Genomic DNA, 19,564 nt, shown 5'->3' with positions numbered 1-19,564 from the left:
TCCGCGAGACGAAACGCCACCCGCGTCCGGCGGGCGCTGTCGGGGCCGCCACGCCGCCCCTACCGCTACGGTCGGATATGTCACCCGTTCGCACGCCGGGCTCAGGAGGATGCATGCACCCGACACCCTCCTCGGCGACCGCCTCGAGCTGACGACCGTGCTCACGCTCCCCTTCGCGATCGCGGCCGCCGTCTCGTACGGCCTGTCGGACTACGTCGGCGGGCGCACGTCCGAGCGGATCGACGCGCGGGTCGTCGCGCTCATCAGCCAGGCATGCGCAGCGGTGCTCGCGGTGCTCCTCGTCGTCTCACCGGTCGGGCAGGGAGCTCCGACCGGAGCGGATGTCCTCTGGGGCGCGGGTGCAGGGCTCGGCAGCGCGATCGGCAACGTGCTGATCTACCGGGGCATCGCGACGAGCTCGGTCACGAGCGTCGCGCCGATGTCGGGCGTCGTCGCGGTGACGATCCCGGTCGTCGTCGGGGTCGCGCTCGGCGGCCTGCCGACGCCGCTGCAGACGGCCGGTCTCATCGCCGTCGTCCCGGCGATCTGGCTCGTCGCGGCAGGCGGCCGGTCCGCAGTGGACCGGCGCGGCCTGCTCATCGGCGCGGGAGCCGGCGCCGGCTTCGGCACGCAGTTCACCTGCCTCGGCCAGACGTCGGAAGCAGCGGGCCTAGTGCCCCTCGCGGTCGGCCAGGGCGTGTCGGTCGCGCTCCTCACGGTGCTCGCCGTCGGCGTCCTGCGCACCGGAGGTCCGCTCCCCCGGCGGGCGGTCGGGATGGCGGCGGTGGCGGGCGTCCTCGCGGGCGTCGCGACGGTGAGCTACCAGGTCGCGGCCCAGCCGGGCGATCTCGCCATCGCGGCGGCGGTCACGTCGCTCTACCCCGCGGTGACCGTGGTCGCGGCGGCGATCGTGACGCGTCGCTGGTGGACGCGCACGGAGGGCATCGGCCTCGCGCTGTGCACACTCGCGCTCGTGCTCATCAGCACGTGAGCGCGCGTTCGGCTCGCTCCCCCGGTGGATGAGCGAGCGACCACCTCCCGGTCGTTGAGCGAGCGAAGCGAGACGAAACGACACCCCGTCCCGACATCGGCTCACGACGTTTCGACTGCGCTCGCTGGCGCTCGCTCCGCTCAACGACCGGAAGGACGCCCCACCCCCCGGTCGTTGAGCGAGCGAAGCGAGACGAAACGACGCAACCTTCCTCGAGTTCCTGGCCGCGCTGACGGCGCTCGACCACACTGGAACCCATGCAGTACGTCGAGGTATCGCCGGAGGACACCCCGACCCGCGCGTGGAGTGGCGTCAGAAGCTCCGCGAGATGCCGGTGCCGGCGCTGACCTTCGTGGCGCAGAGGCACCTCGAGGGCATCATGCCGTCCGGTTATGAACAGGGTCAGGACGGCCGCGGGCTGCGCGAGATGCACGTCAGCTTCACGTACACGCTCATCCGCGATCCCGACAACCGGATGGCCCCGGGGAACCTCGTCGAGATGGACGATGACATGCGGCGTTCCCTCGAGGTGGCCTCCGCCCACCCTCGGCCGGACTGGCTCGTCGAGATGACCGAGCAGATGCGGTTCCCGCAGCTGTGGGAGGCCGTGCGGACGACGTGGCACCGCGATCCCTCGGAGGAAGCGTCTTTAGCGGCGGTGCTCGTCCAGCACGCGAACCATGTGCTGCGCAACACCTTCCGCATCGAACGCGGCCTCGAGGGAGTCGCCGGCGGACTCCCGCCCGCGCCCGACATCCGCGAGCGCGCGGTCCAGCGGCCGATCTCGCTGATGGTGGATGGCCGCGAGTTCGATGGCGCGTTCATCGACACCGACCCGCACATCTATGCGATCGGCGCGGAGCTGCCCGCGGGCGGAATCGTCACGGTCGTCGTTCCTCGCGACGAGCTTCCGCTGATCACGCTCGAGCTGGAGACCGTTCCGCGCTGACCTGTCTCCGTCCGCGCCCCACCCCGGAGCGAGCACCCCCGCCCCGGTCGTTGAGCGAGCGAAGCGAGACGAAACGACGCCTCCGCTCCCGAGATCGGCTCGCGACGTTTCGACTGCGCTCGCTGGCGCTCGCTCCGCTCAACGACCGGAAGGACGCCCCGCCTCCCGGTCGTTGAGCGAGCGAAGCGAGACGAAACGACACCCCCGCCCCGACGCCGGCTCACGACGTTTCGACTGCGCTCGCTGGCGCTCGCTCCGCTCAACGACCGGAGTCCAGCAGCTCCCCCAGCGTCGCGTCGATCGTGCGCGCGGTCGCGTCCCAGTCGTACCCCGACGCGGGCGGATCGACGCGACGCGGGGAGGCCAGGGCCGAGCGGATGGCGCCGGCCCACTCCTCGACGTCGGTCGCGTTCTCGACGGCGCGGCCGCGATCGCCCACCGTCTCGGCGACCGCCGCGCACCCGCGCCAGAAGAGCACGGGGGTGCCGGTCATCACGCTCTCGAGCGCGGGAAGGCCGAAGCCCTCGAGGGTCGACGGCATGACGGTCGCCGCCGCGCCGCGGTAGTGGCGCGCGAGCGCGGCGTCGTCGATCCCCGCGAGCAGCTCGACGCGAGCCGAGATGCCGCGCTCCGCGGCCATCCGCTCGGCCTGCTCGTGCTCGCGCGCGGGAAGGAGCATCCGCAGTCGCGCATCCGGCACCCGCCCGAGGGCGTCGAGCACGACCTCGACGTTCTTGTGCGCGCGGAGGTTGCCGACGTACATGAGGTACGGATCGCCCGGGGCCCGCTCGACGTCGGCGTGGAAGGCATCGGAGCATCCGATGCCCGCGTTTACGACCTGCACCGAATCGTCGTCGAGCCACTCCTCGATGAGCGCCTTCGACGTCTCGGAGACCGTGAGCACCACTCCCGTCCGCCGCACGACGGGGCGAACCACGAGCCGGTAGTACGCGAGGTACTTCGCGTGCCCCGGCCACGGCGTCTGCAGCTGGATGAGGTCGTGCAGCGTCACGACCTGCCGCTTGGCCCGCACGAAGGCGTTGTAGCCGGGCGAGTAGATGAGGCGGTCGCGCGGCACGGCGCGCAGCGCATCCAGCGGGGCGAGGTGGTCACCGTCGAGCCCGAGCGGCTGCCACGGCGTCTTCAGCCGCGGGAGCACCTCGCGCGAGTAGCGCTGGATGCCGGCGATGCCATCCCACCGGGTGTCGATCGCGACCTGTGCCATGGGTTCCATTCTGTCGTCCCGGAGACCGAGCCCCTACCGCCGCTCGCCCAGCAGCGCGCGCTTCGCCGGCCACGGCAGCTCGAACACGACCCGCGCGGGGGTGCGCATGACGAGCTCATAGACCGCGACCGACAGGATGGCGATGGCGAGCGTCACCAGCAGCGGCGCGAGCGAGCGGATGACCGGACGGTCGATCACGAAGCCCCAGTTCGGCACGCGCGACAGCAGCTCGAGCAGGAGTCCGTGCAGGACGTAGATCGGCAGGGTCCGCCGCCCGATCCACGCGAGCGCCCGGCCGACGGGCCGCGCCCGGCAGATCACCGCCATGAGCAGCAGGAGCAGGATGGCCGCGGCCGCATCGCGCGGAACCGACAGCACCGCGCCGACGTGCGGATCTCCCATGGCCATGATGCCGCCGGCGCCCAGGTACACGGCGAGCGCGCCGAGCGCGAACGGGAGGTGCCGCGACGCGACGCGCTCGCGCAGCCACGCCGATCCGTAGACGCCGATCGCGAAGAAGACGGCGTACCGCATGAGGTTGCGGTACTGGTCGTTGTTGTCGGCGACCGGCACGTAGTGGCTGCAGATCGACACGACGACGAGCGTCACGAGGACGAGCGCGGGGTCGACCCTGCGCAGCGTCGCCAGGAGGGCGGTCCATACGGCGAGCGCGAACACGTACCAGAGGAGCGTCTTCGGCAGGACGAGCTCGTTGAGGTACGCATCCCAGCGGATGGCACCGGTCCCGCCGAGCGGGCCCGTCCAGACGTACGCGCCGACGAGCCCGGCGTAGAGCGCGAACGCGAGGAGCCACACCGCGTAGAGCCAGTACGACGAGGCGACCGACACGCGCACGGTGCGGTCGGACCATCCGTGACGGATCCGTCGGGCGAGCAGCAGGCCGCTCAGCATCGCGAGCCCCGGGATGCGGAACGGCGTCATCGCGTCGATGAACCACGACCAGAAGCCCGTGGATGCCCCCGGCTGCAGATGCCCGAGGTAGCTCGAGAGCGTCGTGTGCATGAGCACGACGCCGAGCACGCAGATGCCGCGGGCCGCGTCGATCCACACGATGCGCTCGGTCCGGGCCATGCGCCCCAGCCTATGCGGGAGGGCTCGGATGGCCGGGGCCGGGCCGTCACGGCTCCTCGGCACGCTCCACGTCGCCGCGCCCGGTCAGCGCCGCGATCATGCTCCGCAGGGCAGACCGCGCCGCTTCCTGCTCGCGCGGGGTCATCCCGCCGACCATCCTGTCCTCAACTGCGCGGACGGCGGTGCTCGCCGCTTCGAGGCGCTCCCGGCCGAGCGGAGTGAGCTCCGCGGGCAGCGCCCTCCCCACTCGGGCCTCCGCGGGCCTCGTCACCGAGCCGTCCTGCTCGAGGGTCTGCAGCAGCACGTTCATCGACTGACGTGTCACGAATGCCCCGCGTGCGAGCTCGGAGTTCGACAAGCCCGGCCGCTGCGCGAGCAGCTCGAGGCAGGCGTAGTGCGTCACCGTCATCCCGAGCGGTCGGAGCACGGCCTCCATGGCCGAACGGAGCGCGGAGGACGCCTCCTTCAGCAGATAGCCGAGGGATGTCTCGAGATCGATCACGTCTTGACTCATGTCAGAAGTCTGACATAGCCTCCTTGTCAGTTATCTGACACAAAGGAGCAGACATGCCCGTCACCGGCCCCGATTTCATCTCCCTGCAGGTGCGCGACCTCGAGGCGTCGCAGGCGTTCTACGAGCAGCACCTCGGTCTCGTGCGGTCGCCCGCAGGGCCGCCGCACGCCGTCGTCTTCGAGACGAGTCCGATCGCGTTCGCCCTGCGCGACCTCGTGCCCGGGACAGACCTCGAGTCGGCCGCGCAGCCGGGCATCGGCACGGCCATCTGGCTCCACGCGACCGACTCGCAGGCGATCCACGACGCGCTCGCCGATGCGGGCCACACGATCGTCTCGGCGCCGATCGACGGCCCGTTCGGGCGCACCTTCACCTTCGCGGATCCCGACGGATATCACGTCACGATCCACGACCGGGCGTAGGCGAGGAGGGGGCGCTCCGGCGCCCCTCCCTCACACGTTCCGCTCGACGAACCCCTGGATCTCGCGGGCGAAGACGTCCTCGCCGAACCGCTGCGCGCGCACACGGCACTCCGCGGGCGACGAGGCGAGCGCCTTCTCGACCGCCGCGCGCAGCTCCGACGGAGAGTCCCAGTCGTGCACGTGCGCGCCCGTGACGCCGTCGAGCACCGACTCGACCGCTCCCCCGATAGCGTTCGCGAGCACTGGCGTGCCGGCCGCCATCGCCTCGACCGGGATGATCCCGAAGTCCTCGATGGGCGCGAAGACGAGCGCCGAAGCGCGTTGCAGGATGGCGGTCAGCAGCGGATTCGACGGATGGTGCACGAAGGTCACCGCGCCGGGGTACGTTTCGTCGGCGATCGTGCGGAGGCGGTCTTCGTCAGGACCCGACCCGGCGAGCACGACCGGCAGTCCGGAAGCGCGGCCGGCGGCGATTGCCGCATCGAGGCGCTTGTACGGCACGAAGCGCGAGAACCCGAGGATGAACGACTCCGGCAGCGCGTCGAGCTGATCCTGCTCGGCCGCCGTCAGGTCGGGCTCCTCGCCGAAGCCGTGGATCGCGACGGGCGGGTAGATGACCTCCGACTCGCGCTCCCAGGCGTCGGCGATCCGATCGGCGATGAACCGGCTGTTCGCGGCGATCGCGACGGGCTCCTGCGCGCGCTTGCGGTCCAACGGCTTCAGCGCTGCGGAAACCGCGCGGATGGGCAGGCTGTCGCCTCGTCCGTCGAGCTCGGGCACCCAGATGTAGCGCGCCGGCGTGTGGGTGTAGACGAGCTTCGGCACGTCGCGCGCCGGCCCGCCGAAGCGCGCGTGGTGCGCAAACAGGTGCGTGCTCGCGAGCAACCAGTCGGCGGCGCGTTTCGGCAGGTGTCGCCATACCATCGGCATGAATGGCACTGCGAGCGCCTTGCGCCCTCGCAGCGGCGTGCGTGCGAGGACGGTCTCGTGGACGGGCTGCAGCCGGTCGCCGGCGTCATTCCACAGGCACCAGCGCTCCGCATCGGGGAAGACCTGCGCGATGGCCTCGAACACGTTCTCCGACCCGCCTGCGGGCGAGAGCCACTCGTGCACGATCAGACCACTCACCGGTGTCTCCTTGTTGAAGCTGTGGTCTCGATCCTATGGGCCGACGTCTGAGCGGATGCCTGAGGCAGCGGATGGCGCGCCGCGCGACTGCGGGCGTCGCGGACACGCGGCGGCGACAGGAAGCGCAACTGGGGCGACCACGCTCACGTTCCGCGTGGCCGCCCCAGTTTCGTCAGCCGCAGCCCGGGCTCGATGTCTCGACCGGAACCGGCTTGACGAGCGGAGTGTGGACGACGCTGAGGGGGCCGTACTCCTGGTCAGGCGCACCGCTGAACGTCACCTCGAAGGTGTGCGAGCTGGCCGGCTGGTTCTCGACGCGGATGCGGACCGCTGGTCGCCCCTCGTCCATGGTGCCGACGTCCGGCTGCACCTCGGCTCCGTCGACCTTCGCGGAGACATACGTGCCTCCGACGGGACCGTAGAACACCATGTCCGTCGCCTTCACGCCACGCTCGAAATAGCGGCCTGTCGAGATGTAGATCGGCAGACTCGCGACATCACCCGGCTGAAGGTTGTAGTTGTACGTCGCCTTAGTCGTGAAAGTTGGCGCTTCGCCCGTCGCTGCCTCGCAGACGTTCGACGTGGCCTCAACTTCCATGTCGGCGTAGTAGTCGAGCTTGCCTTCGGTCGTGTCGTTGACGAATACCGCGAGGGCTGTCTCATCCTCGTTGTCGGCCGGCAAGGGGTTCGAGAGCGTGGTGCCCTGCACAGCCTGCGACTCGATCGGATCAGTCGAGGAGAAGTAGATACGGCCCTCGGCACCGGCCTTCCCGAACGCCTGAGCGAGCTTGACGATATCAGCCGACCCACTGGTGATCTTTTCGAAAACTCCCCCGGCCGCCGCCGCGAAGTACGCGTCTTGGGCGTCGCGCTCCGCGACTGTATCACCGGGGTACTTGAAGTAAACGCTATTGAGAAGGGTCTGAACCGCGTTCTCCGACGTCAGCTTGTCACCGTCGGGAAGGGCAACGCCGCCCGTCGCCTTGAGGATGTAGCTCAGCGCGACGGGATCCAGCGAGAGCACGCCCACACCCGGATCGCCGTACGTCTCCTGCCAATACGCGCGTACGAGCCCGGCGGTCTCGTCGAAGCTCGGCGACATCGTCGTGTCCTGGATGAACTTGCCGACTCGCGATCCGTAGAGAGTCTCAGTGCCGGAATCGAGGTCGATGATCGGCGCTTCCCGGTTGTTGTTGAAGTCGGTGGAGGCTGCGTGCTGCGTGATCGAGATGCGCCCTTGGTCGGCTGTGAGCATCATCAGCGACGCAGGATTGCCGCCTGTCGTTCGTGCCTCCGCGTTGTTCTGAACAATCACGATGTAGTTCCTTGGCCCATCCGCCCCGAGCATCGTCGGCAGATGGGGCATGAGCCCATCCAAGCGAACCAGGGTCGGCCAGAGCGTCTCGACAGCACCAGTCAGCTGGCCAACTGCAGACTCGACGGGTGCCAGCAGGGTCGAGGTGTCGATCGCCAGCAGATCGATCTGCACCCTCTCCGTCGCGACGGCGGCCTGAGAAACCGGCTCCGCGAGGGAACGTACGGCGTCGAGGTTGACGGCGCCATTCGTGGGGCCGAGCGCCGCGAGGTTCACGCTCGCGAACGGAGTGAGCGCGTCGCGAACCAGTTCGTCCCCAGCCGCAGCAGCCAGTCGAACAGAGGCGATATCGTCTCCGACAAACGGGAGCCATTCCACGCCGCGCCAGAGGAGGTGGTCGGTGGCAGCGCGGGCGGTCGCCGTCTTCTGTGCCACGTCCGCGACCGACGACTGCGCTCCAGCTGTGTCGCCGGCTGCAATCTGGTTCTGAACCCGCCCCGCAAGCGGCGTTACGTCGCGCAATGCGCCGTACGCGACGAATGCGCTGACGGCGAGCACCGCTGCGTACGCCAGGAGCAGGATCGGCAACCCCCACGCCAGCCAACGGCGCATGAGCTTCCGCCGCTTCGAGTGACGGGCGGCGTTAGCGTCCCGTCCCCGATCGACCGGCTCGTGCTCAGCTGCATTCATGTTGCTATCGACTCCTGCTCGGGCCGTGACTCGTCCGCGATCTTCCAGCGCACGCCGGTGTGGCAAGGCTCGCACCGGCGATTCGAACAGCCTAGTTCGCCCAGGCGCGCGCTCCCTGCGGCAACACCGAGCGTCGCACTTCAGTCGGCGAGGGCCGGGTGGAATGCGAGCTTCACGTCACTGTCTTCGCGCACGGCCTCCACAAATGCCGACGCGCCGATCGCGGTCATGTGCGCGGTGTCGTACATGACGAGGTCCTGCACATCATCAACGTACGCACGGCAGCCGTGATCATCGCACATCCATTCCCACCGGTCGACGTAGCTCGCTCCGAGGGCAGTGACGTCCTCAGCTAGCGCTGCATTCTGCTCCGCGGTGACGTCGAGGTGATCGAAAAGCGCTCCCTCAACGCCGTTCAAACTCCCGTGTTCGAGAACGGTCTGCCACGCTTCCTGGTCGTAGTGCGCCCCCTGACCGATGACGGCAACCGGTGTACCCAAGGCCACAAGCTCCGCGATTCGGTCCATGGCCCGCTCGCGGTTGAGTTCGGTGAACTTCATCGAAAGCACGACAAGATCGACTCGCGGTGCCATATCGTCGATCGCCGGCACCCGATACGCGTTGAGGCGAATACAGTCGGCATCGCCGCCCTCACCTGCGCCCTTTGACTGCAACGGCGGGCACGCCGGCCGTTCGCTTACGAGGAAGTTGGCCTCGGGCGCGATCCCACGGGCGATATTGAGCCCATCGGCCCCAAACGAGTCGCCAATGACGAGGACGTTCGGCTTCGCGTCGGAGAGCACTCCGCAGATCGATCCTTCAGAGCGAGCAGCGCAGAGTTCGCCGATCGGCGCCCTCCGCACCTCGTTAAGGGCCTCTCGGTCGAGTTCCGCCACCGGCCTCACGCTGGCGGGATACACCAACGGCGACTTGGCGTACGACCACGCGACGCCGGCAGCGCCCGCGACCACGACAGCTGTCGCGAGCACGGGCACCGCCAGCCGAACGAAACGCTCGCGCCCCGACTTCACCTTCGTCGGCACATCCTGCGCGTCTACGGTCTTCTTGGCCGAGTGCACGCGCAGCGGATACTCGACGTACCTGTACTGAAGTTCCGCGAGTACAGCGGTGAGGACGATGCAAGCCGTCGCGGTGAGGAGCGTGAGCGGGCCGAAAAGCTCTTGCGCGAAGACGAGTACCGGCCAGTGCACGAGGTAGAGGCTGTACGAACGCAGCCCGATGTACTGCATGACCGGATTGTCGAGGACCCGATCAAGGCCCGCGGGGCGGCGTGCCGCGATGACCAGCGCGGTGCCGACAGTTGGGACAAGAGCGTGCCATCCGGGGAACGCCGTGCCCGCTTCATTGAAGGTAAGCATCGCGAAAACGATCAGCACCATGCCCAGCAGCCAGCTTCCCGACTGCATGACGCGCCCGATACGTGAGTCGGGCCAGCGGAGGCGCTCCACCCACACGCAGAGCGCTCCGATAGCGAACTCGTACGTGCGGAACGGCGTGAGATAGAAGGCGGCGTCCGGCGAGCGGGTCGTCGCCCAAGTCGTGACTGCGATCGAGACGAACGTACCGACGATCAGAATCGGCAGTGTCGCGCGCCGGAACCATCGCAGCGAGAGCACGATCAACAGCGGCCAGACAAGGTAGAACTGCTCCTCGACGCTGAGCGACCACGTGTGGAGCAGGGGCTGCACCGCCGACTCGTCGGCCCAGTAGCTCGTCTCCTGCCAAAAGAAGATGTTTGACACCGAGAGCGCTGCGGCCGCGACCGACTTTGCGATCTCCGCAAGCCGGAAAGCCGGGAGGAAGAGTAGGGCGAATAGAAGCGCAAGCGCGGCCGTCGTCAACGCCGCCGGCACGAGCCGCCGGATGCGCCTCGTGTAGAACTCGACGAACGAGAAGCGACCGCGCTGTACGCCCGCGACCACCTGGCGGGTAATGAGATACCCCGAGATGACGAAGAACACGTCCACCCCGATATAGCCACCCGACAATGCGGTCAGCCCCGCGTGGAAGAGGACGACCGCGGTGACGGCGATCGAGCGCAATCCGTCGACGTCAGGCCGATATACCCCAGTTGTTCCGACGATGCGCGCGGGCACGTGCGACTGCTGGGTACTCGTTGCCATGGTCACCAATAGTACCGACAGCGGTTTCGCCCTCCCGCGGCACCGATCCGGTCAGCGGAGCTGAAGCTCTTCCCTGAGCGCAGCAGCCAGCAAGGGTCCGAGCGAGCGTCCCTCAGCATCTGTGAGATGCGAGGCATCCATGCGGATCACGTGTTCGCCGGCAAACGCCGGGCATCGACCGTCGACGCAGAACCAGGAGAGAGTCTCGATGTAAGTCGCACCCGCAGACGCTGCCACAGCTTCGCGGTCGGCCTCGGCCTTCGCTACGTACGTCGGAGAAAGCGCTGATTCACAGTCACCCGGACTCCCGATACGCGATGGGCACTCCGTCATGTTCCCCGCCCGAGGAGGATCCCCGAGGACCACGATCTGGGGCGCAGATGGCAAAGACCCCAGATCGGTCAGCGTCCGTTGAACTCCCTCCCGCCAAGCAACACGAGCTTCGCTAAGGGGCAGCTCAGTGAACTCCAGCGAGATTTCAGATGCAGAGAGAAAGACGATGTCTGGCTGGCGTTCCCGAATAACGGACATCATGCGCTCCCGGCTCGTCGCGCACGCCTCCGCGAATCCCGGATCGTCAGTGCTGTTCGTCGCACGGACGTCAATGAGGGGGCAGTTGGCGTAGCCGACGGCCGACGTCGCCCACCCCAGCGCGTCCCCCGCAACGGCCACGGTGGGCACCCATGAGAGCGCGATGGAGTCCCCAACGACCATCGCCTCGTTCTCGGCCGTTCCGGAAGGCTCACACACTTCAGGAGGAGTGGAGTCAAACACGCTGTTGCGGCACCCCGGGGCCCAACGCAACATGGCCTCGCCTTGTTGCGCGAGCGATAGCTTCTCGAGGTCCGATGCGGGGCCTTCCGGCCACCGGGTGGCCGCGAGAGCCTCCTCGAGCGACACGCGACGCTCGCCGAGGTCGCTCACATCCTGACGACTCGTGATCCGCTGCTCGCCCGCCAACGATGCGAGGTCCGCAGCGGAGCGCATCCACGATGGGCCCCGTAGCTGCGTCACCGACAAGATTGCGATCGTCACGAGCACGACCGCCCCGAACAGGAGATCCTTCCCGACAAACGAACGTTCGTTGCGCGACTTAGCGGTTCGACGAAGGAAACCGCTTCGCATGATCGGTTGCTCAACGAGTCGTCGTGACAGTTCTGCGAGAGAGAACATGACGGGGAGCGCAAGGACCGCGACCCACGTGCTGTTTCCGAACAGCGCACCAGCGAAGATGAGTACGGGAAAGTGCCAAAGATAGAGGCTGTAGGAGACGTCGCCGAGCCACTGCGAAACGGGGTTTCCCAGCAGACCGCGTCGCGCAGCGGGAGATCGCGCCCAGATCAGGAGCGCGGAGCCGAGCACTGCCGGAATAACACCGGGGAACGGCACACTGGACTCGGGCGTGAGCAACAGCGCGGACCCAACTATGACGAGCAATCCGAACATGGAGAGCGCACGTCTCACCCATACGCCTAGAGATAGCGGTGCGCCACCCACGCACGCGACGAGCGCTCCTGCGAGGAGCTCCCACGCGCGCCCCCAGGTCTCGAAGTACGCCGCGTTCGGCTCCTTCGCCGTTCTGTAGGCCGCCGCAGCGACACCCAAGATGATCGCCACCACGATCACCGCGGCGAGAACACGACGGCGAGCTTTCGCCACGACGACCAAGGCGAGGAGCACGAGCGGCCAGATCGCATAGAACTGCTCTTCGATCGACAGTGACCAGTAATGCTGGACTGGAGACACGGGGCCGTCAGCTTGAAGGTAGTCCGTGCCGAGCTCAGCGAAGTGCCAGTTCGAGACGAAGAGCAGCGCGCTCACCGCGTCGAGGGTGATCTGCAGAGCCCGCGGCGCGAACCAAACTATCCACGACCCGATCACCGTGACCGCCAGCACAAGGACTGCAGCGGGCACGATTCGCCTCACACGACGCGCGTAGAACGCTCTCAGCGAGATGGATCCGGACTGCTCCAGCTCCCGGAGGAGCAGTCCAGTAATAAGGAATCCCGAGATGACGTAGAAGACATCGACCCCTACGAACCCGCCGGCGGGCATGTGAAACGCATGATCCAGGACAACCAGCACAACAGCGACCGCGCGCAGTCCCTGTATGTCGTAGCGAAACCCGTCGCGCTGCGCGGGGTCTCCCAGAGGACGATTCAGCTGCCCCGTCGAGCGGCCAGGAAAGTTCTCACGCACCCGGTTCAGGCTAAGTGCGGGTTGGCTGCGCCCGAACTCCCCCACCCGGGCAGCGCCTGGGTACCGTCACGCTTCCTCAGAGCGCGTGAGGCGGCAAAGCCGCCGCGCCAGAGCGCTGATCGTTGATGCCGTAGGTCACGGTTGGCACGCCGTCGATCACCTCCAGGCCCGAGAAGTAGGTGGCGAACCAGAGGTGCTTGTTACGACGAGGACGGCTCCCCAACATGGTGGGACCATCGTGGATCAACCGCGGTCGCCCGACGGTCGCACCACTTACCTGGCCGTCAAGCCGAACAACCCGGCCGAAGTAGCCCCGCCATCTTCTGACGCCCACCCTCTCATGTGCGATGAGCATGAGTGATCCGTCGAATTCGACCGGTTGAGTCCCGATCGTCAGGCCAGCACATGACTCGTTGCGAACTCGAGAGACCACGCTCCCCACCACGACTTCTGAGGCTGGCTCGTTACACAACACCCCGAAGGTGAGCACGGTGAGCGGGTCGAGCAGGTAGATCGCGCGGAGTTCTCCGTCAGGCCCCTCGAAAAACCCCCAGTTCTTCTCGATGATCTGCCGATCCGGTGCCTCACAACGCACTGGTCGGCCGACTTCGGGGAAGACCTGCATGACATAGACCGCATTCCCGGAAGCCACATATCCAGTGTTGAAGGTCGCCCACACCGCTCCTCGATATGAGAACAGTTTTGGGTCAGCGACAGGTTCGATGCCGTTCATGGCTCCGATGCGTGTTAGGTCTTGCACCCAGTCCGACGCAGGGTCGGTGCGGCTGGGGTCTAGCGTGGCGAGGCTCGCACTCACCGGCCCGATTGCGGCGTCGCTCACTCGCGCCGCCAGCACGACGTCCGCGCCGTGCACTCTAACGCTCGGGTTAAAGACGTGGCGGCCCAGCGACTCTGCCACAGCGAGGATCGACTTCGAAGCCGCCGTCTCGCATCTACTTAGGCTCAGCAGACCCATGAACGTCACCGAGGTTCCGTCAGGCCTCGCGCAACGAGGGTATCTAGGTCCGGGAAGGTGATGGACTCCGGGTCAAAGTCAATATCCACAGGACTGGAGGGCAACGGCGACGCCAAAGCGCTTGCAAGATCAACAGGCTCTCGCCAGGCAAGTCCCACGGATGCCATGTAGTCCTGGTACTTGATCATCGGCTCGGACCGGATCGGGGCGACCAGGACAACCGGACGTCCGATCGCGTGAGCAAAGATCAGGCCGTGGAGCGACGATGTGAGCACGACTTCTGCCTGTGCGATTTCGGCTGCGAGCTGGCTCGGCTCGCAATCGATGTCGACAATGCGCACACCGGGAGTGCGCCGGTACTCTTCACGGTCCCGGTAGTGGGGGATAAATGTCACTCGGCCACGCACAGCTTCTTTCTCGGCTTCCGCGGGGTACAGCTCCCTGACCAGGAGGCCAGGGTCCGCCTGGAAGGAGACATGGCTGACATCGAAACCAGCTCGATTGAGCGCGTCGTACGTGATTGGGCCGCGCACGCCGCGTATCTCGACGTCGCCCAGGGTGTCAGGGGCGGGGAGCGGTGATCCCTTCGTCCCCACGCCCGCGACGACATCACCCGGCTGCATGCGGTGGATGACCGACCCGACCAGCAGCAGGCGGCTTCCATCCTCAGTGTTGTGCGGCTCTTCACCGTAGAAGTGACGGATGAGATCTCGGTTCAGGAGGTCTCCCGCATTGCCAACGCGGAAACTGGGCCGTCGGAGGACCCCGCGCCAGCCCCTCACGGCTGGGTCCCAGTAGAACGTCCTCACTGGCATGATATATCCCCTCTTACTGCGACGCGGCTACCAGAAGCCGCACTCCAGCGTAGTCTCCGCCCGATACGTCAGTCATCGACGGCCGAATCGCAGCTTCCGCATTGCACCGTCGATAAAGGGGCGCATAGCGCTGCGATTCTCGTCGCCCGCGATCATCCAGACAATTGCGCCGTACAGGACTAGCCCTACGAGCCCGACGGGCAGCGCAAAAGAGACGAACGGCCATGGGGCCTCCGCCCAGGACGTCCCCTGCAGCAGAGCAATACCTACAACGATCGGCGCGATAGCGAGCACTGGGCGAAGAATCTGGAGGAGATACGTCCCTATCCGGAGGCCAATTTCCCGGTGGAGAACGAGGAGACGCACCGGCCATACGAAGACGCGCGCCCACCGTGAGATGATCACACCCCAGATCCCCAACGGCATCAACACGAACAACAATAGGATGCCGACAACATTCTGTAAAGCAGCGAGCCAGAATGCCGCCTTTGCGCGCCCACGAGAGAGCAGCGCAGGCCTGTCAAAATACATAATCGCCGTCAACGATGACCCAATCGAAAGTCCCCATAGAATCGGAATCGACTGCTCCCACCCTCGCCCGAACACGAGTGGAATTATTTGCGGCCCCAAAGCGGAGACAAGGGCGAATATGGGAATGCCGACAATACCGGCCACGAGCGTGAGCTGGCCGAAGATCCGGTTGAGCCTCGGCAAGTCATTCTGAACCCTCGAGAACGTCGTCAGCGATACGCGGGCGATCACTGTGGTGACGAGTTCCATCAGGATCTGAATCACACGCTGCGCGAGGTAATAGAAGCCAAGGATCTCTGAGTTAAAGAAGAACCCGACAGCGATCTTGTCCACATTTCCTTGTAGCGCGTCGAGGAGCTCAGTGCCCATGATGCTGAGTCCCACCGGCCAGATACGCCTCAGCGAATCCCGCGAGTATTCGAAGCGCGGTCGCCAGGCGGTCGACGCCCACAGAACCATGCATGCGACTGCAGCGCCTGTCAGCGTCTGGGTCACGAGCGCCCAGGCCCCGCCGCCAAGCAAAGCGACAGGGATTGCGGCAGCCGCCCCAGCTATTGCCGCGACGAGCTGTCGGATCGACAAGGTACGGAACTGGAACTCGCGCTCCAGTAGCGCGGAGGGTGTCTGGGAGAGCGCCCAAATCGGAAGGCTCAGTCCCATAGCTCTCAAGATCGACGTCAGTTCGTGCTCTCCCATCGCGGTCGCAAGCAATGGAGACGCAAAATAGAGTGCGGCGTATACGACGGATGCGACGCCAAGCGAGGTCCAGAACGCAGTCGAGGCATCCTTCGCTGCCAGCTTGTCAAGCTGAATCAGAGCCTTCGCGAAGCCGGAGTCAACCACCACCTGCAGCACCAGCGTGATCGATGTCGCCATCGAGATCAAGCCAAAATCGTCGGGCGAAACAAACCGCGTCAGCACCGCGATCACACCCAGCTGAAGGAGCCGAGACCCCCAGCGTTCCGCAACAACCCAGCCGACTGATCGGGCCACCTTACCCCTGAGGTCGTCAGGCTCCTCGTTACTCGCGGCAGTCACCTGATCAGGGTAGTCGAGAAGCGCGAAGGGTCCGGCGCACCGCGATCGCCAGAATCGAGCTCTCCTGCATCATCGCTGCCTGCAGTCTGCTGGCTCGTCCCTCCACCGCGATTCAGCGGAGCCTTGGTCGGCGCGCGGCGTCCGTGGTGGCGATCTCCCGCTGGAGGACGCTGATGGCGGCGGCGAGTTGCGGCGCCGCGTAGGCCCATCGACACCGTGGAGAGAACGCGCGCGCACTTCCCACCAACCCCGCTCGAAGTTCCGGAGACTCGTGGATGCGAGCAACGGCTCGAGCGAGATCAGCTGGTTCGTCGGCACGCACGAGCATCCCGTAGCCCTCCGCGAGCATGTCAACCTGGGCGGGAATGTCGGTAGCGATGACCGGCACGCCCGCAGCGACGGACTCCAGGATCTTGAAAGGAGTTGTGACGTTCGCCATAGAGCCCGTGTTCGATTTCGGGCACAGCGTGACGACGGCGCCGGCCACGTACTCGGCGAGTTCTGCAGGGGGCTTCGGGCCGAGCCACGTGAGGGTTGAATCTTGTGCCGCGCGGACTGCATCGGCCTTCGCGCCGTCACCAATAACAAGGAGCTTCAACCCCGCGGGCCACTCCTCGGAGCGGTGTGCCTCCAACATGTAGTCGATTCCTTGCCACGGTGCGAGCCCGCCGAAGAACAGCACGTACGGCTCACCAACATCCTTAGGCTTTGCATCGAAGAACACGTCCGAGACGCCGCTCGGCATGACTTCGATGGGCACGCGTGCTGCGCTCGACCGCTCCTCGGCGACCCACTCGGCTAGTCCCTTGTTGACGCAGAGCACGAAGGATCCCATCTCGAGGCTCTTCGTCATCAATCGGCGAATGCCCGGTACCCTTCGTAGCCACGGGTTCGTCTCGTAGGTGGAATCGTCGTTCCCCTGAACCAGAAGCAGAACTCGCCCTCCGGCCCGCTTCCAACGAGGCGCTACGAACGCCAAGAACGGGTGCCAACGTGTGACGAGAACGCCCTCGTGGGCTGCGGCGCGTGCCTTCTTGACGAGGCCGAACAGCCTCTTGAGCTTTTCATAGGGCCCCTCGCTGGTCGCTTCCGAATAGAACTCTGCCCGAACCGGAATTCCAGCCGCTTTCAGCCGCTCCCGCGTGCCGTCCATGTGGGTGCGTGCGGCTGACCCGACTCGGGTCGACTCCATCCAAAGGAGCGTTACGGGCTTACTCGATCCGTTTGTTCCCGTGGGCATCTTTTTCCAATCCTCGGTGGTCCAACGTGCTCAGCCCTGACGGGGCGATTCAGTTTCGGAAGCCGATGGGCGCGCAGGCGACGCGGCACGGCCCGACCAACTCAATGGCACCGACTTGCCCTCGCGAAGACTCCCTGCTCGGGATGCCTGCATCAGCACGATCGCGAGGGCCAGCAGAGGCGTGAAGTGACGCAACGCCGAGCCATAATCGGGCTCAAAGACTGCCTGTACGACACCCAGAGCCAGCATCAGGGAGATAGCGCGACGCAAGAGAACACCGTCGCGACTTCGAGGGGCCGGCCAGCGTACAGCAGAGCGAGCGGCCGCTAGCGGCAGGAGCTTCACGAATACGAACGCCAAGCTGACCGCGAGGTAAGGCAAAGACGCCGTCAACGGCAAGAGTATCGGCGCGTACAGGAGCCAGTAGTTCACGAAAACATCGATGGCGCCACCGAACGGCTGCGATACCGGCTCGACCGGGATGATGAGCGTGTTCGCGTCGAGATGTCCCTGCACCGCCGTCCGGTAATGATTGGGGTCAACGCCGAGAAGTACGTAGAAGATCAGACCAATTCCGACGGCAGCGACGGCTCCACCGAAAAGAAGGTATCGAAGCCGAGCCTGCCAGATTGTGATTACTCGATACGCGGCAAATGAGGCGGCAACAAGGTACCAGTAGTCTCGGAAGAGATATGCGTATCCCGCCATCGCGAGGACGGCCAGCACGTCCCACCACAGGCGACGAGGCAGGATTAGCAATAACATCACCGGAACGAGAACGAAGACATCCTTCGAGTACTGCCCCAGATATACGCCCGACAGGGCGAACGCGGCGACAATGAACGTGGCGACAGCGACACTCGCAGTTCGCCTGCGGACACGCAGCAGTGCGACTCCGATCACCAGACAGGCGAACAGATAGCCGGCGAATGCCGCCGCATCCGGGTTGTTTCCCAGCCCCAGCCACCGGTAGGCGATTCCGACTGGCGTGTACGACCGATCGGTGAAGTCTGGGACGCTGCCACTCGCGATGTTGAAGATTCGGGTCGCGTCACGGTGGAACTGCGCGGGCAGAATTTCGTCTCGCCACGCCGTAATCACGAGCCCGAGAAGGAAGCCACCGACAACAGCGCCGTAGAAGAGACGCTCACCTCGCCGTTTGACATTGGCTCTGCGGGATCTTCGCCGCTGAGCGGCAAGGTCACGGCGCAAGATACCCTGCTCCAAACTTCCTCCTTGCCAGATCTTGAGTCCCCCTCACAGGCGCGCCCTGTAGCTCGTGGCGGCGGCCGTCGCCTTGCCGACACTCGCTCGCTATGCGAGGTCCGCCACGAGGAGAGCCTAGTAGGCTGCGCTGGAAACGCCCGCCTGTAGGCTGGACGCCGTTCATTGGCAGGATCCGCAACCATTGGCAGGATCCGTAACGTCGCTCTCGTCACATCGCGTTGCGAACCACCGAGGCCGCCCGAGAGGAATCGCCCTATGCCGGTCGAAGTCGTTCATTTCAATCCCCTTAGGCGCCGACCGGGCCCGGTAGGCCGTGTCCTTCCGCGCAAGCGACTGAACAACTTCGGGGACCTCATCGGCCCGATCATCGTGGAACGGCTCGTTGCCGAGTTCGGCCTGACCGAGCCGACCGAGCGGCGGCGGCTCGTCGCGGTGGGGTCGATCATGAAACTCACGCGCTCAGGCGACACGGTCTGGGGGACGGGAGTGAACGGAAAATCTATGGACGCCGGTGCGGCGCCCGACATCGACGTCCGTGCGGTGCGGGGCCCGCACACGCGGCGTGCGCTCCTCGATCGCGGAACTGCCGTGCCCGAGGTTTACGGAGATCCCGCACTGCTCTGGCCACGGTTCTGGCCGCTCGAGGAATACCGAAGGAACTCCTCGGTGCCGCGACGCGCTGTGAGCGTGGTTCCCAACTTCCACGACCGCGGCGCGATGACCGGGCCAAATGTAATCGACCCCCTTCAGGATCCGTTCACGGTCATCGAGCAAATCGCCCAGAGCGACTTCGTCTGTGGCTCTTCGCTGCACGGCATCGCTCTCGCAGAAGCCTTCGGTATCCCCGCTCGGCTCATCGAACCCGGAGCCGAGCCAGCCTTCAAGTACTTGGACTACTACGCCGGCACCGGACGCAGTTCCTACCGTGCGGCGGGTTCTGTCGAGGAAGCACTCAACCTGGGTGGGGAGCGCCCGATTGACTTCGATGCTGAGGCACTCGTCGCTGCCTTTCCCCGCGATCTTTGGAACTGATTCCACATCGCGTAAGCGCGTTCCGAAGGTGGCGAT

General features: G+C 66.0%; 16 protein-coding genes. 4 read left to right on the top strand and 12 right to left on the bottom strand.

Translation table 11 applies throughout. The features are described from left to right. The first annotated feature begins 109 nt into the window (after positions 1-109). Together M1D46_RS06245 and M1D46_RS06240 are read left to right on the top strand one after the other, a co-directional pair. On the top strand, positions 110-991 hold the full coding sequence (locus M1D46_RS06245; protein WP_456286963.1) for an EamA family transporter: 882 nt from the start codon (positions 110-112) through the stop codon (positions 989-991). Between the two features lie 328 nt (positions 992-1,319). Continuing rightward, on the top strand, positions 1,320-1,940 hold the full coding sequence (locus M1D46_RS06240; RefSeq protein WP_456286962.1) for a hypothetical protein: 621 nt from the start codon (positions 1,320-1,322) through the stop codon (positions 1,938-1,940). A gap of 259 nt (positions 1,941-2,199) precedes the next feature. On the opposite strand, the gene M1D46_RS06235 is transcribed toward M1D46_RS06240, so the two are convergent. Genes M1D46_RS06235 through M1D46_RS06225 form a run of 3 tightly spaced genes read right to left on the bottom strand, consistent with a single transcriptional unit; the run spans position 2,200 to position 4,771 of the window. Further along, positions 2,200-3,165 carry a glycosyltransferase gene (locus M1D46_RS06235; protein ID WP_456286961.1) on the bottom strand — a complete coding sequence of 322 codons (966 nt, stop codon included), beginning with the start codon at positions 3,163-3,165 and terminating at the stop codon, positions 2,200-2,202. A 33-nt stretch (positions 3,166-3,198) separates the two neighbouring features. Continuing rightward, positions 3,199-4,257, bottom strand: a complete 1,059-nt coding sequence (locus M1D46_RS06230; RefSeq protein ID WP_456286960.1) for an acyltransferase family protein — start codon at positions 4,255-4,257, stop codon at positions 3,199-3,201. Positions 4,258-4,303: 46 nt separating this feature from the next. Then, positions 4,304-4,771 carry a MarR family winged helix-turn-helix transcriptional regulator gene (locus M1D46_RS06225; protein ID WP_456286959.1) on the bottom strand — a complete coding sequence of 156 codons (468 nt, stop codon included), beginning with the start codon at positions 4,769-4,771 and terminating at the stop codon, positions 4,304-4,306. A gap of 53 nt (positions 4,772-4,824) precedes the next feature. On the opposite strand from M1D46_RS06225, the gene M1D46_RS06220 reads away from it, so the two are divergent. Then, positions 4,825-5,193, top strand: coding sequence for a VOC family protein (locus tag M1D46_RS06220; protein WP_456286958.1), 369 nt, complete (start codon positions 4,825-4,827; stop codon positions 5,191-5,193). A 30-nt stretch (positions 5,194-5,223) separates the two neighbouring features. Here M1D46_RS06220 and M1D46_RS06215 read toward each other — a convergent pair whose 3' ends face one another. The 9 genes from M1D46_RS06215 to M1D46_RS06175 all read right to left on the bottom strand — a co-directional run bounded on the left by M1D46_RS06215 (position 5,224) and on the right by M1D46_RS06175 (position 18,496). Continuing rightward, positions 5,224-6,321, bottom strand: coding sequence for a glycosyltransferase (locus M1D46_RS06215; RefSeq protein WP_456286957.1), 1,098 nt, complete (start codon positions 6,319-6,321; stop codon positions 5,224-5,226). 172 nt (positions 6,322-6,493) lie between these two features. Further along, positions 6,494-8,326 (bottom strand): DUF4012 domain-containing protein, encoded by a 1,833-nt coding sequence (locus tag M1D46_RS06210; protein ID WP_456286956.1) that lies wholly within the window; start codon positions 8,324-8,326, stop codon positions 6,494-6,496. A 140-nt stretch (positions 8,327-8,466) separates the two neighbouring features. Then, positions 8,467-10,443: an acyltransferase family protein gene (locus tag M1D46_RS06205; protein ID WP_456286955.1), complete on the bottom strand. Its 1,977-nt coding sequence runs from the start codon at positions 10,441-10,443 to the stop codon at positions 8,467-8,469. Positions 10,444-10,521: 78 nt separating this feature from the next. Then, positions 10,522-12,669 carry an acyltransferase family protein gene (locus tag M1D46_RS06200; RefSeq protein WP_456286954.1) on the bottom strand — a complete coding sequence of 716 codons (2,148 nt, stop codon included), beginning with the start codon at positions 12,667-12,669 and terminating at the stop codon, positions 10,522-10,524. A 76-nt stretch (positions 12,670-12,745) separates the two neighbouring features. Then, complete coding sequence (locus M1D46_RS06195; RefSeq protein WP_456284718.1) at positions 12,746-13,402, bottom strand: hypothetical protein; 657 nt, start codon at positions 13,400-13,402, stop codon at positions 12,746-12,748. A 248-nt stretch (positions 13,403-13,650) separates the two neighbouring features. Beyond that, positions 13,651-14,460 (bottom strand): polysaccharide pyruvyl transferase family protein, encoded by an 810-nt coding sequence (locus tag M1D46_RS06190; protein ID WP_456284717.1) that lies wholly within the window; start codon positions 14,458-14,460, stop codon positions 13,651-13,653. A gap of 72 nt (positions 14,461-14,532) precedes the next feature. Continuing rightward, positions 14,533-16,029, bottom strand: coding sequence for a lipopolysaccharide biosynthesis protein (locus M1D46_RS06185; protein ID WP_456286953.1), 1,497 nt, complete (start codon positions 16,027-16,029; stop codon positions 14,533-14,535). 112 nt (positions 16,030-16,141) lie between these two features. Then, positions 16,142-17,269, bottom strand: coding sequence for a glycosyltransferase family 4 protein (locus M1D46_RS06180; RefSeq protein ID WP_456286952.1), 1,128 nt, complete (start codon positions 17,267-17,269; stop codon positions 16,142-16,144). A gap of 30 nt (positions 17,270-17,299) precedes the next feature. Continuing rightward, on the bottom strand, positions 17,300-18,496 hold the full coding sequence (locus tag M1D46_RS06175) for a hypothetical protein (protein WP_456286951.1): 1,197 nt from the start codon (positions 18,494-18,496) through the stop codon (positions 17,300-17,302). 255 nt (positions 18,497-18,751) lie between these two features. On the opposite strand from M1D46_RS06175, the gene M1D46_RS06170 reads away from it, so the two are divergent. After that, positions 18,752-19,528, top strand: a complete 777-nt coding sequence (locus M1D46_RS06170) for a polysaccharide pyruvyl transferase family protein (protein ID WP_456284713.1) — start codon at positions 18,752-18,754, stop codon at positions 19,526-19,528. Positions 19,529-19,564: the final 36 nt, after the last annotated feature.

This window comes from Microbacterium sp. JZ70 (genome assembly GCF_053903225.1).
This window is presented reverse-complemented; position numbering and strand designations above follow the sequence as displayed.